The sequence below is a fragment of the Mycobacterium sp. 1245499.0 genome, assembly GCF_001673615.1.
Taxonomy (GTDB): domain Bacteria; phylum Actinomycetota; class Actinomycetes; order Mycobacteriales; family Mycobacteriaceae; genus Mycobacterium; species Mycobacterium europaeum_A.
On the sequence record NZ_LZMG01000153.1, the window covers coordinates 1 to 12,602 of the forward strand.

General features: G+C 70.7%; 12 protein-coding genes. 8 read left to right on the plus strand and 4 right to left on the minus strand.

Translation table 11 applies throughout. The annotated features are described in order from the left end of the window. The 3 genes from A5646_RS27915 to cobG all read right to left on the minus strand — a co-directional run. A partial coding sequence (locus A5646_RS27915; protein ID WP_231998264.1) for an SAM-dependent methyltransferase occupies positions 1 to 169 on the minus strand: 169 nt, incomplete at its 3' end. After that, positions 166 to 792: a precorrin-8X methylmutase gene (locus A5646_RS07840; protein ID WP_067021047.1), complete on the minus strand. Its 627-nt coding sequence runs from the start codon at positions 790 to 792 to the stop codon at positions 166 to 168. The genes A5646_RS27915 and A5646_RS07840, both read right to left, overlap by 4 nt. A 45-nt stretch (positions 793 to 837) precedes the next feature. Next, positions 838 to 1,932, minus strand: a complete 1,095-nt coding sequence (gene cobG / locus A5646_RS07845) for a precorrin-3B synthase (protein WP_066881049.1) — start codon at positions 1,930 to 1,932, stop codon at positions 838 to 840. 102 nt (positions 1,933 to 2,034) lie between these two features. Between cobG and A5646_RS07850 the strand changes: the two genes are divergently transcribed. From A5646_RS07850 to A5646_RS07875, 6 genes are all read left to right on the plus strand, one after another. Continuing rightward, on the plus strand, positions 2,035 to 2,862 hold the full coding sequence (locus tag A5646_RS07850; RefSeq protein ID WP_067021051.1) for an ABC transporter permease: 828 nt from the start codon (positions 2,035 to 2,037) through the stop codon (positions 2,860 to 2,862). Positions 2,863 to 2,873: 11 nt separating this feature from the next. Next, complete coding sequence (locus tag A5646_RS07855; RefSeq protein ID WP_066867236.1) at positions 2,874 to 3,629, plus strand: ABC transporter ATP-binding protein; 756 nt, start codon at positions 2,874 to 2,876, stop codon at positions 3,627 to 3,629. Positions 3,630 to 3,899: 270 nt separating this feature from the next. Beyond that, positions 3,900 to 4,574, plus strand: coding sequence for a S9 family peptidase (locus A5646_RS07860; RefSeq protein WP_156749013.1), 675 nt, complete (start codon positions 3,900 to 3,902; stop codon positions 4,572 to 4,574). A 57-nt stretch (positions 4,575 to 4,631) separates the two neighbouring features. Beyond that, positions 4,632 to 8,207 carry a cobaltochelatase subunit CobN gene (gene cobN / locus A5646_RS07865; protein ID WP_067021054.1) on the plus strand — a complete coding sequence of 1,192 codons (3,576 nt, stop codon included), beginning with the start codon at positions 4,632 to 4,634 and terminating at the stop codon, positions 8,205 to 8,207. A gap of 31 nt (positions 8,208 to 8,238) precedes the next feature. Then, on the plus strand, positions 8,239 to 8,628 hold the full coding sequence (locus A5646_RS07870) for a PPOX class F420-dependent oxidoreductase (protein ID WP_067021058.1): 390 nt from the start codon (positions 8,239 to 8,241) through the stop codon (positions 8,626 to 8,628). A 12-nt stretch (positions 8,629 to 8,640) separates the two neighbouring features. Further along, entirely contained in the window at positions 8,641 to 9,504 is an 864-nt protein-coding gene (locus tag A5646_RS07875) for a type 1 glutamine amidotransferase domain-containing protein (RefSeq protein ID WP_067021062.1), read from the plus strand. A gap of 3 nt (positions 9,505 to 9,507) precedes the next feature. Here the strand turns inward: A5646_RS07875 and A5646_RS07880 are convergent, their stop codons facing one another. Further along, entirely contained in the window at positions 9,508 to 10,215 is a 708-nt protein-coding gene (locus A5646_RS07880; protein ID WP_067021066.1) for a dienelactone hydrolase family protein, read from the minus strand. 73 nt (positions 10,216 to 10,288) lie between these two features. Between A5646_RS07880 and A5646_RS07885 the strand changes: the two genes are divergently transcribed. Together A5646_RS07885 and A5646_RS07890 are read left to right on the plus strand one after the other, a co-directional pair. Then, a complete protein-coding gene (locus tag A5646_RS07885) occupies positions 10,289 to 10,828 on the plus strand; it encodes an FxsA family protein (RefSeq protein WP_067021069.1) in 540 nt (179 codons plus the stop codon). Positions 10,829 to 10,993: 165 nt separating this feature from the next. Then, on the plus strand, positions 10,994 to 12,526 hold the full coding sequence (locus A5646_RS07890; RefSeq protein ID WP_082984671.1) for an amidohydrolase: 1,533 nt from the start codon (positions 10,994 to 10,996) through the stop codon (positions 12,524 to 12,526). The last annotated feature ends 76 nt before the right edge of the window (positions 12,527 to 12,602 follow it).

Below are 12,602 nucleotides of genomic sequence, written 5' to 3' on the forward strand. Positions count from 1 at the left end.
TGCCGCGCGCGATGCTGCGGCCGTGCCGGGCGCTGTGGTAGGCCACCACGTCGGCCTCGCCGATCACCCGGGCGGCCTTGACGGTCACCAATTCCGGGTCACCGGGCCCCAGCCCGACGCCCCACAGTGTGCCCCTGTCGGCGCTTTGCGCGGTGCCCGCCGCGGTCACTCGCGGTCGCTCGCGATCGCGTTGACGGCCGCGGCCGCCATGGCGCTGCCGCCCCGGCGGCCCCGCACCACCAGATACGACGTCCCGCGGGGGTTGGCGATGAGCTCCTGCTTGGACTGCGCCGACCCGACGAAACCCACCGGTCCGCCCAACACCCCGGCCGGTGGGGCCAGCCCGTCGTCGATCAGCTCGAGCAACCGGAACAGCGCGGTCGGGGCGTTGCCGATGGCCAGCACCGCGCCGGGCAGCCGGTCCGCCCACAGCTCCACGCCGGCCGCCGAGCGAGTGGTCTGCCGGCGCGCGGCCAACTCGGCCGCCCGGGGATCGGCCACCAGGGACACCACCTGGTTGTCGGCCGGCAATCGCGCCGCGGTGATGCCGGCGGCCACCATCGACGAATCGCACAGCACGGGAGCGCCGCCGCGTAGGGCGGCGCCGACCCGGTCGACGACGTCGTCGGTGAACGCGACGTGCTCGGCCACGTCGACCTGCCCGCAGGTGTGAATCAGCCGGACCACCACCCGTGCCACATCGGCGGGAAATCGCGCCAGATCGGCTTCGGCGCGGATCGTCGCGAACGACTGGCGATAGATCTCCGCCGCGTCGCGGGTGTAGTCGAGCACCCGCCCACTTTAAGGCTCTCCCGCGTGGTGACCCGCCGCACCCGGCTACAGGCGCCGGTATCCGTCCGAGGTGGCCACCAGCACGTCACCGGTGAGCGGACTGCCACACGCCCGGTCGCAGCCGACGAAGTGACGGTGCACCCCCGAATCGGGATCCAGCGACCGCGCGGCGTCGGCCCGCACATCGGCGGCCGACCGCGCGCAGCCGGGGCTGCCGGTGCAGGCGCTGACGCTCAGCCAAGGCGAGTTCTCGTCGAACACCAGGCCCAAGGGCGCCAGGACGCGCAGCGCGACGTCGGCGACCTCTTCGGCAAGATCGCACACCAGCACCGAGCGCCACGGCGTGATCACCAGCGGCGCCTCGATCGCCGCCAGGTAGTCCGCGACGCGCGCCGGCAGCACGCCGAGCGGCACCGCGGCGCCCAGCGTCACCCGGCCGTCGTCCTGGCCGATCCAGCCCACCGGCGCCTTGGTGACGGCCGGGAACGAGGGGGCGCGCGGCTCGGCACCGGGCACCAGTCGTCGTAGGTCGTCCAATTCCTGGACGCGCCAAGCGGTTTCGCGAATATCGAGGAACCGCATCGCGAGCGCGACGAGCGTGTCGATCACCTCGTCGTGCGCCAGCCGGACACCGGTGTCGCGTCCGGCCAGCAGCAGCGCGCAGCCGTTGGGAAAGGCGTGCACGCCCACGTCGGCGCGCAGCCCGGAGACGTCGGCCCGCCCGTCGTCCAGGCCGAACCAGAATCGACCGCCCAGCTCGGCGAGCCGGGGCTTGCCGCAGATCGCTGCGTCGAGTTCGCCGACCCAGCGCCGGACATCGAGATGGCCGCCGGAGCGTCCGGACAGCGGTGAGGCGACGATATTGCGGACCCGCTCGTGCGTCGTCGACGGCAACAGCCCCGCGGCGGCGAGCGTCTCGCCGACCGCTTGGACGTCGGTCAGCCCACGCAACTGCACATTGCCCCGAGCGGTCAGCTCGAGCGTTCCCGAACCCGATGCGGTGGAGACGGCGGCCAGCGCGGCCAGTTGGGCGGCGGTGATCATGCCGCCGGGTAGCCGGATCCGGGCCAGCGCACCGTCGGCCGCCTGGTGCACCTGCAGCGCACCCGGGCATGCGTCGGTGTCGCGCGTCCTGGCCACCCGTCCACGGTACGGCCCCGAGCGTCACACGCCGGTCGGGATTGCCTTCAGCCAGACGTAAACCCTTACCCGGGCCCCCGTCCGCGCCTTAGCGTCGGCACAGTGAGCATTGCCACCGCGCTCGATGCTGCCTCGAGCAAGCCGGCCGGCGCCCCAGCCGGCGGGGCTAGCGGGCTGTGGGCGCGCCGCAAATGGGAAATCGTGCGCGTCGTGTCGCCGCTGGCGTTGTTGGCGCTGTGGCAGCTGGGCAGCGCGATAGGCATCATCCCCGCCGACGTGCTGCCGGCCCCCTCGCTGATCCTCGAGGCCGGCGTGGAGGTGACCCGCAACGGGCAGCTCGGCGACGCGCTGCACATCTCGTCCGTCCGTGTCGTCGAGGGGCTGCTGCTGGGCGGGGTCATCGGAATCGTGGCGGGCGCGGCGGTCGGCCTGTCCCGCTGGGTCGAATCGACCGTGGACCCGCCCATGCAGATGATCCGGGCGCTGCCGCACCTGGGGCTGATCCCGCTGTTCATCCTGTGGTTCGGGATCGGCGAGCTGCCCAAGGTGTTGCTCGTCGCGCTGGGCGTGGTCTTCCCGCTCTACCTCAACACCTTTTCGGCGATCCGCCAGGTCGACCCCAAGATGCTGGAAACCGCTCAGGTGCTGGGCTTTTCGTTCACTCAGCGGTTCAACCGGATCATCGTGCCCAGCACCGCGCCGCAGGTGCTCGTCGGCTTGCGCCAGTCGCTGGCCATCGCGTGGTTGACGCTGATCGTCGCCGAGCAGATCAACGCCGACAAGGGAATCGGCTTCCTGATCAACAATGCCCGCGATTTCCTGCGGATCGACATCATCATCTTCGGGCTGACCATCTACGCCCTGCTCGGCATCATCACCGACGCGATCGTCCGGCTCATCGAGCGCCGCACGCTGCGCTACCGACAGTGAAAGGTCCCGGCTTGACTCTCACCGCTGAATCGGACGCCACCACCCGCGGGCGGACCGACATCGCCGGCGAACTGCGCAACGTCGACAAGTGGTACGGAAACCGGCAGGTACTCAACGACGTTTCGGTGCGCGTGAAGAGCGGCGAGATCGTCGCCCTGCTCGGGCGCAGCGGCTCGGGCAAGTCGACGGTCCTGCGGGTGCTCGCCGGGCTGTCGCGCGATCACAGTGGGCAACGCGTGGTGTCCGGCGCGCCGGCGCTGGCGTTCCAGGAGCCGCGCCTTTTTCCGTGGCGCGACGTGCGCACCAACGTCGGCTACGGCCTGACCCGCAGCCGCCTCCCGCGCCAGCAGGTGCGGGAGCGCGCCGAGCGCGCGCTGGCCGACGTCGGGCTGGCCGACCACGCCGGCGCCTGGCCGCTGACCCTGTCCGGCGGTCAGGCGCAACGCGTTTCGCTGGCCCGGGCGCTGGTCGCCGAACCGCGACTGCTGCTGCTCGACGAACCGTTCGGCGCGCTCGACGCGCTGACCCGGTTGACGATGCACACATTGCTACTGGATCTGTGGCGCCGCCACGGGTTCGGGGTGCTGCTGATCACGCACGACGTCGACGAAGCGGTGGCGCTGGCCGATCGCGTGCTGGTGCTCGAGGAAGGCCGTGTCATCCACACGCTGACTGTCGACGATCCGCGCCGCGCGCCCGGTGACCCCGGTCCGCACACCGAGCAGCACCGCGCGGAGTTGCTGGATCGCCTCGGGGTGCGCCTGTGAGCAAGTGGTTTCGCCGCGCTGGCCGCGACGGTCGGATTGCTGTCGGCCGGAAGTGTTTCGCGCACGGCCGGTTTGGGGCCCACGCCGCCACTGGGCGCCCGCAGTAGCCCAAAACTATTGGGCCGCAGCGCGATTAAATTCACCGGTGGCCGTTGTGGCGACCCGCAGGTCTGCCAACTGGGTGGACCACCCGATTCAATGAGGCGGCGCCAAGGCCTCGCCCCTCACTCCAAGGATTGAACACGCGTCAGTATGGGCATCCTGGTGCCCGTGAGAACGCTGGAATACGCCCCGGGTCGACTGGCCGATGTCTTCGGCGAACCGGCACCATCCACGATCCTGCTCTGGCACGGGGCGCAAACCGATGCCCGCGCGGCCGTCGGCCCGCTGGCCGGCATGCTGGCCGGGCGCGCCGCGGTGGTGGTCGCGCCCGACTGGAACTCCCATGCCGACGACGGCGGGCGCGCGGACCTGTTGGCGTCGCTGGAATTCGCCCGCAACCTCGCCACCGACGCCGCGCGCATCCTGCTCGTCGGGTGGTCAATGGGTGGTGCGGCCGCGGCGGGGGTGACGCTGCACGCCGCGCGGCTCGACTTCGCTCCCGCGCACACGGTTTGCCTCGCCGGAGCCTTCATGGTCCCCGATCCGATCTTCGGTGCCTCCCTGCCCGACGTCCTGAACGGCGCCGAAATCGGTTCACCGTTCACGTTGCTGCACGGCGTCGACGACGACGTCGTCCCCGTCGACGCGAGCAGAAACTTCGCCGCCCGCCTGGAGCGGGTGGGCTGGCCGGTGGAATTGGTAGAGCTGGCGGCCGATCACGGCTCGATCGCCGGCGCCGACTACGACGCCCTCGCGGACCGCTACGAACCGGCCAAAGACGGACCGGCGCGGATCGTCGCCCAACAGGTTGCCGACCGGATCGCGGCGATGCTGGGCGGTTGAGCGGTGCGGTCGCGGCCCAGTAGGTGCGGGCGCGCCCCGTTGCGGTACGAATGATGGGTGGCTGAGCCGACCATCCTGCTGCTGTCGACCTCCGATACGGACCTGATCAGCGCCCGTTCCAGCGGGAAAAAGTATCGGTGGGCCAACCCGTCTCGGCTGTCCGAATCCGAACTGCCCGACCTGCTGGCCGACGCCGCCGTCGTGGTGGTGCGGATCCTGGGCGGCTACCGCGCCTGGCAGAGCGGCATCGACGCGGTGATCGCCAGCGGGGTGCCCACGGTATTGGTCAGCGGCGAGCAGGCCGCCGACGCCGAGCTGACCCGCCTGTCCACGCTCGCGGCCGGCATCGCGGTGCAGGCGCACATCTATCTAGCCCATGGCGGCGTCGACAACCTGCGCCAGCTGCACGCCTTCCTGTCGGACACGGTGCTGATGACCGGGTTCGGGTTCACCCCGCCGGTCGTGACGCCGACGTGGGGCGAGCTACCGCGGCCGAACGCCGAAGACGTCGACGGCCCGACGATCGCGGTGCTGTATTACCGAGCGCAGCACCTGGCCGGCAACACCGGCTACGTCGAGGCGCTCTGTCGGGCCATCGAGGACGCCGGCGCGCGCCCGATGCCGATCTACTGCGCGTCGCTGCGCACCGCGGAACCCGAACTGCTGCAACGGTTGGTCGCCGCCGACGCCATGGTGGTCACCGTGCTGGCCGCCGGGGGACTGAAGCCGGCCACCGTGTCCGCCGGCGGGGATGACGACAGCTGGAACGTCGAACACCTTGCCGCCCTGGATATCCCGATCCTGCAGGGATTGTGCCTGACCAGCCCGCGCGCCTCGTGGCGCGAGAACGATGACGGCCTGAGCCCGCTCGACGTGGCCAGTCAGGTCGCGGTGCCCGAATTCGACGGCCGCATTATCACGGTGCCGTTCTCCTTCAAGGAAATCGACGAAGACGGGCTGATCTCCTATGTCGCCGACGCGGAACGCTGCGCCCGCGTCGCGGGACTGGCGGTGCGGCACGCACAGCTGCGCCACGTCGCCCCGGCGGATAAGCGGGTCGCCCTGGTGTTCTCGGCCTATCCGACCAAGCACGCCCGGATCGGCAACGCGGTCGGCCTGGACACGCCGGCGAGCGCCGTGGCGCTGCTGCAGGCGATGCGCGAGCACGGCTACCGGGTGGGTGAGCTGCCCGGCGTCGAGGCCAACGACGGCGACGCCCTGATCCACGCGCTGATCGAGCGGGGCGGACAGGACCCCGACTGGCTCACCGAAGGGCAGCTGGCCGGAAATCCGATTCGGATGTCCGCCAAAGACTATCGTGAATGGTTCGCGACCCTGCCCACCGAATTCACCGATGCCGTCACCGAGCACTGGGGCCCGGCGCCCGGGAATCTCTTCGTGGACCGCAGCAACGACCCCGACGGCGAAATCGTGATCGCCGCACTGCAATCGGACAACCTGGTGCTGATGGTGCAGCCGCCCCGCGGTTTCGGGGAGAACCCCGTCGCCATCTACCACGACCCGGACCTGCCGCCCAGCCACCACTACCTGGCCGCCTACCACTGGCTGGACGCCGGCTTCGGCTCGCACGCGGTGGTGCACCTGGGCAAGCACGGCAACCTGGAATGGCTGCCCGGCAAGACGCTGGGCATGTCGGCGGCCTGCGGGCCCGACGCCGCGCTGGGCAACCTGCCGATGATCTACCCCTTCCTGGTCAACGATCCCGGCGAGGGCACCCAGGCCAAACGGCGCGCGCACGCCGTCCTGGTCGACCACCTCATCCCGCCGATGGCGCGCGCCGAATCCTACGGCGACATCGCGCGTTTGGAGCAGCTGCTCGACGAGCACGCCAACGTCGCCGCGCTGGATCCCGGCAAGCTGCCCGCCATCCGCCAGCAGATCTGGACGCTGATGCGGGCCGCGAAGATGGACCACGACCTCGGTCTCACCGAACGTCCCGAGGAAGACTCCTTCGACGACATGCTGCTGCACGTCGATGGCTGGCTGTGCGAGATAAAGGACGTCCAGATCCGCGACGGCCTGCACATCCTGGGCCAAAAGCCCACGGGGGAGGCCGAACTGGACCTGGTGCTGGCGATTTTGCGGGCACGCCAACTGTTCGGTGGCGAGCACACCCTGCCCGGACTGCGGCAGGCCCTCGGTCTGGCCGAGGACGGCACCGACGACCGGTCCGCGGTCGACCGAACCGAGGCCGTGGCCCGCGAACTCGTTGCCGCGCTACAGGCGGCGGGCTGGGAGGCCGATGCGGCCGAACGGATCACCGACAATGCCGAAGTCGCCGCGGTGCTGCGCTTCGCGGCCACCGAAGTGGTGCCACGGCTGGCCGGTACCGCCGCCGAGATCGAGCAGGTGCTGCGCGCCCTGGACGGCCGGTTCATCCCGGCCGGCCCGTCGGGCTCGCCGCTGCGCGGCCTGGTCAACGTGCTGCCCACCGGCCGCAACTTCTACTCCGTCGACCCCAAAGCGGTGCCGTCCCGGCTGGCCTGGGAAGCCGGTGTGGCGCTGGCCGATTCGCTGCTCGCCCGCTACCGCAACGACCACGGGCGGTGGCCACAGTCGGTCGGGCTGTCGGTCTGGGGCACCTCGGCCATGCGCACCGCCGGTGACGACATCGCCGAAGTCCTTGCCCTACTGGGTGTTCGACCGGTGTGGGACGACGCATCGCGGCGCGTCGTCGACCTGGCACCGATTCCGCTAGCCGAGCTGGGCCGCCCGCGCATCGACGTGACGGTCCGCATCTCCGGCTTCTTCCGGGACGCCTTCCCGCATGTCGTGACCATGCTCGATGACGCGGTACGGCTGGTCGCCGACCTCGACGAGCCCGCCGAAGACAACTACGTGCGTGCGCACGCCCAAGCCGACCTGGCCCAGCATGGCGATCAACGTCGTTCCACCACAAGGATTTTCGGATCCAAGCCGGGCACCTACGGCGCCGGGTTGCTGCAGCTGATTGACAGCCGCAACTGGCGGGACGACGCCGATTTGGCCGCGGTGTACACCGCGTGGGGCGGCTTCGCCTACGGCCGCGACCTGGATGGCCGCGAGGCCGTCGACGACATGAACCGCCAGTACCGGCGCATCGCGGTAGCCGCCAAGAACACCGACACCCGCGAACACGACATCGCCGACTCCGACGACTACTTCCAGTACCACGGCGGGATGGTGGCCACCGTGCGCGCGCTGACCGGCCGGGAGCCGGCCGCCTACATCGGCGACAACACCCGGCCCGACGCGATCCGCACCCGCACCCTGTCGGAGGAGACCACCCGGGTGTTCCGCGCGCGGGTGGTCAATCCGCGCTGGATGGCGGCGATGCGCCGGCACGGATACAAGGGCGCGTTCGAGATGGCGGCGACCGTGGACTACCTGTTCGGTTATGACGCCACCGCCGGAGTGATGGCCGACTGGATGTACGAACAGCTCACCGAGCGCTACGTGCTGGACCCGGAGAACCGGAAGTTCATGTCGGAGTCCAACCCGTGGGCGCTGCACGGCATGGCCGAGCGGCTGCTCGAGGCGGCCGGGCGGGGCATGTGGGCGGCGCCGCAGCCGGAGACCTTGGATGGGCTGCGGCAGGCGCTGCTGGAAACCGAGGGCGATCTGGAAGGCTGACTTCCGCGTAGGCGCGGCGTAGGTTGACACCGTGACGCCGACGTTCGCCGACCTCGCCAACACGCAGTACATCCTGCTGACCACCTTCACCAAGGACGGCAGGCCCAAGCCGACGCCGATCTGGGCGGCCCTGGACAAGCAGCGCGGCGACCGACTTCTGGTCATCACGCAGGAAAAGTCGTGGAAGGTCAAGCGAATCCGCAATACCCCGCGGGTCACGCTGGCCACCTGCACCATGAACGGTCGCCCCACCAGCGAGGCCGTCGAGGGAACCGCGGCCATCCTGGACAAGTCGGAAACGGCCGCCGTCTACGACGCGATCGGCAAGCGTTACGGCATCGTCGGCAAGGTGTTCAACTTCGTCAGCAAGCTACGCGGCGGCATGGACAACAATGTCGGCCTGGAGCTGAAGGTGGCCTGAAACCACGGCGTCATGGCTACGGTGCTGATCCCGATCCCGGACCGCGACTTCGACCCCACCGAGGTCGCCGTCACCTGGAAGGTGCTGACCCGGAGCGGCCACCGGGTGGTCTTCGCGACTGAAACCGGCATGCCCGGGGAGGCCGACGACATCATGCTGACGGGGCGTGGACTGGACCTCTGGTCCGCGCTGCCGGTGCTGGGCGCCGTCGCGCTGATCGGGCTGGCGTTGCGCGCCGATAAGGCGGGCCGCGATGCCTATCGGGATATGTTGCGCTGCAATGAGTTTCAGCGCCCCATTGCCTGGTCTCAGGCCACCCTCGACGGTGTCGATGCGCTGGTGTTGCCGGGCGGGCACCGTGCGCGCGGGATGCGCAGCTACATCGACAGCGACATTCTGCACCGGCTCGTCGTGGCGGCGTTCGCCCGCGGACTGGTGGTGGGCGCCATCTGTCACGGTGTGCTGCTGGCCGCGCGCAGCGTCGATCCCGGCACCGGTCGCTCGGTCCTTCACGGGCGCAAGACGACGGCGCTGACGTGGGCAATGGAGCGGTTGGCCTGGCAGCTCACCCGGTTCACCCGGTTCTGGGATCGCAACTATTACCGGACGTATACCGAGGACCCGGGCCAAGCCGACGGCTACATGTCGGTGCAGGCCGAAGTCACACGGGCACTTGAAGATCCGTCCGATTTCCGGGACGTCTCCCGCGGATCGCCGAACTGGCGGCGCAAGACCTCGGGACTGCTGCGCGACACGCCGACCGACTCGCGGGCCGCTTTCGTCGTCGACGGCGGGGACTATGTGTCGGCGCGCTGGCCCGGCGACACCCACACGTTCGCCACGGTCTTGTCGCAGAAGCTCACCGCGGCCCGCTGACGGCTACGTCGCGGCGCCCGTGCCCAGATGCTCGCCGAAGAATGCGAACACCCGGCGCCACGCGTCTTCGGTGGCGTCGCGGTCGTAGCCGAATCCCGCGATGCGAAGCAGCGGTTGGCCGGGCAGCTCGTTGGCGAAGCTGTGCCCGGCGCCGGGGTAGGTCTTTACATCGGCGGTGATGTTCTTGGCGGCGATCGCCTTGTTCAGCTTTTCGGGCGCACCCCGCCCCAGCGGGTCCCGGCCGCCGAAGCTCGCCACCACCGGGCACGCGCCGTCCAGCGTCTTGTCGAGGTTGCGCGGCAGGGGAGTGCCGTAGAACGGTGCGGAAGCGCCGAAACCCTTGGGGGACATGACAAGAGCAAACTGGCCGCCCATGCAGAAGCCCGCGACACCGACCTGCCCGGAGCACTCCGGCATGGCCTGCAGGTGGTCCCGCGCGGACAGGATGTCGTCCAGGGCGCGGCCGCGCTGCGTCTGCAGCTCCTTCATGACGCGCGTGATGCAGCGGATGCGGCCACCGCGGGCATACAGGTTCGGGGTGACGGCCAGATATCCGGCCGCGGCGATGCGGTCGTTGATCGACTGCTTGTCTCGCCCGTAGCCGATCGCGTCGTGGATCACCACCACACCCGGCCACGGTCCTTGCCCCGACGGCGTGCTCAGTAACGCATCGATCGGTCCGTCGGGGGTATCGATCTGAATCGTGGTCATAGCGTCATCTAACTGCAATCGCACCGCCGAACACCACGGGAACTTGGGCGCGGTCCGCGGACGTTGGTCTGGCATGGTGTCGCGGCTGCTGTTGATCTACGCCGTCGTCGAACTCGCTGCGATCTTCGCGCTGGTGTCGACGATCGGATGGGGCTGGACCCTGCTGGCGCTTCTGGCGACCGTCCTGCTCGGCTGGGGCCTCATCGCCCCGATGGCGGGTTCCCACGTCGTCCGCCGGATCGGGCGACTGCGTTCCGGCCTGGCCGAGCAACGCGCCGCGGCCGGCGACGGCGCGCTGGTCAGCCTGGCCGCGCTGCTCGTTCTCGTCCCCGGACTGGTCAGCACGGCGCTGGGCTTGCTGCTGCTCATCCCGCCCGTCCGGTCGGCCGTCGGCCCCGGGCTGACCGCCCTGGCGGTGCGCAAGCTGCAACGACAAATGCCCGGACTCGGTTACGCGGGCGCGTTCCGTCCACAACCTCAATCGGCTCATTCGGCGTCGTATCCCGCCGGGAATTTCGATGGGCGCGGCCGCGGCGACTACATCGACGGCGAGGTCATCGACGTGCGCGACATCGAGGCGCCGGTGCGGCCGCAAGGATTCGACGCGCGCTGACCCGCCGCGGCGGACCACGCCGCCCACCCGCCGACTGACCGTTATGGCCCCGCGACCCGCCGCACGTAGTTTTGGGCTGTGTCCCGCTCCGCCGTGAGTCCCGCGCCGCAGACGCTGCTGGTCAACGGTCGGGTGCACAGCCCGGCCCAACCCGACGCCACCGCGATGGCCGTCCGCGACGGCGTGGTGGCGTGGCTGGGCGGCGACCAGGTCGGCCGCCGCATGTTCCCCGATGCCGTCGTCGAAGACCTCGACGGCGGTTTCGTGGCGCCGGGATTCGTGGACAGCCACATCCATCTCACCGCCACCGGGCTGACGCTCAGTGGGCTGGACCTGCGCGGCGCCGGGTCGCAGGCGGAGTGCCTGCGGATGGTCGCCGACTACGCCGCCGCCCATCCCGGCCGGCCGGTGTGGGGTCATGGTTGGGACGAAACGTCGTGGCCCGAGAACCGCCCGCCCAGCACCGCCGACCTCGATGCCGCTCTCGGTGGCCGGCCCGCCTACCTGGCCCGCGTGGACGTGCACTCCGCGCTCGCGTCGACGGGCCTGCGGCGGCTGGTCGCCGAACTTCCGGCGTCAACCGGTTACAGCGCCGAGCGGCCGCTGGTCGGCGATGCGCACCATCGGGTGCGCGCCGTGGCGCGGGACCTGCTGACGGCCGATCAACTGGCCGAAGCCGGCGCCGCGGCACTGCGGGCCGCCGCGGCGGCCGGCATCGTCGCGGTGCACGAATGCGCCGGACCCGACATCGGCGGGATCGACGATTGGCTGCAGTTGCGCGCGCTCGACCATGGCGTCGAGATCATCGGTTATTGGGGTGAGCCGGTGAACAGCCCCGCGCAGGCGCACGAGCTGATGGCGGCGACCGGCGCCCACGGGCTGGCCGGCGACCTGTTCGTCGACGGGGCGCTGGGGTCGCGCACCGCCTGGCTGCACGAGCCTTACACGGATGCGCCCGACCGCACCGGAACCTGCTACCTGGACACCGAGGCCGCCGAGGCGCACCTGCGGGCCTGCACGCAGGCCGAAGTCACCGCGGGATTCCATGTCATCGGAGACGCCGCCGTGACCGCCGTGGTGGATGCCCTCGAGCGTGTCGTCGCCGACCTCGGGCCGGTCGCCGTCGCGCGCTGCGGACACCGCCTCGAGCACGTCGAGATGGTCAGCGCCGAGCAGGCCGTCAAGCTCGGCCGATGGGGGGTCATCGCCAGCGTGCAGCCCAATTTCGACGCGCTGTGGGGCGGACCCGACGGCATGTACGCGCGGCGGCTCGGTGCCGAGCGCGGCAGTCGGCTCAACCCCTTTGCGCTGTTAGCATCCCAAGGCGTGCCCCTCGCGCTAGGTTCCGACGCTCCGGTCACGGGCTTCGACCCGTGGCTGAGCGTGCGCGCGGCGATCCATCACCGCACTCCCGGCAGCGGGGTCTCGGCGCGGGCCGCGTTTGCTGCGGCCACCCGCGGGGGCTGGCGGGCGGCCGGGGTCCGCGACGGGAAGACGGGCACGCTGGTGCCGGGCGCGCCCGCCTCCTACGCCATCTGGGACGCCGGGGACCTGGAGGTGCACGCCCCGCGCGACACGGTCCAGCGCTGGTCGACCGACCCGCGTTCCCGGGTGCCCGCGTTGCCCCGATTGGGCCCGGGCGACGCCCTCCCGCGGTGCCGGCGGACGGTGCATCGGGGCGCTGTCATCCATGGTTAGGGACCGGCCGCGCGGCGACGAGCCGGCGGACCAGGCCGATGCGGCCGATCAGGACCTACCCCGGCGGCCGGACACC

Excerpts from the sequence above, each read along its gene's own strand:
- A5646_RS07875 (WP_067021062.1), top strand. The coding sequence starts at position 8,641 with ATGGCTACGGTGCTGATCCCGATCCCGGACCGCGACTTCGACCCCACC.
- A5646_RS07880 (WP_067021066.1), bottom strand. The coding sequence starts at position 10,215 with ATGACCACGATTCAGATCGATACCCCCGACGGACCGATCGATGCGTTA.
- A5646_RS07885 (WP_067021069.1), top strand. The coding sequence starts at position 10,289 with ATGGTGTCGCGGCTGCTGTTGATCTACGCCGTCGTCGAACTCGCTGCG.
- A5646_RS07890 (WP_082984671.1), top strand. The coding sequence starts at position 10,994 with ATGGCCGTCCGCGACGGCGTGGTGGCGTGGCTGGGCGGCGACCAGGTC.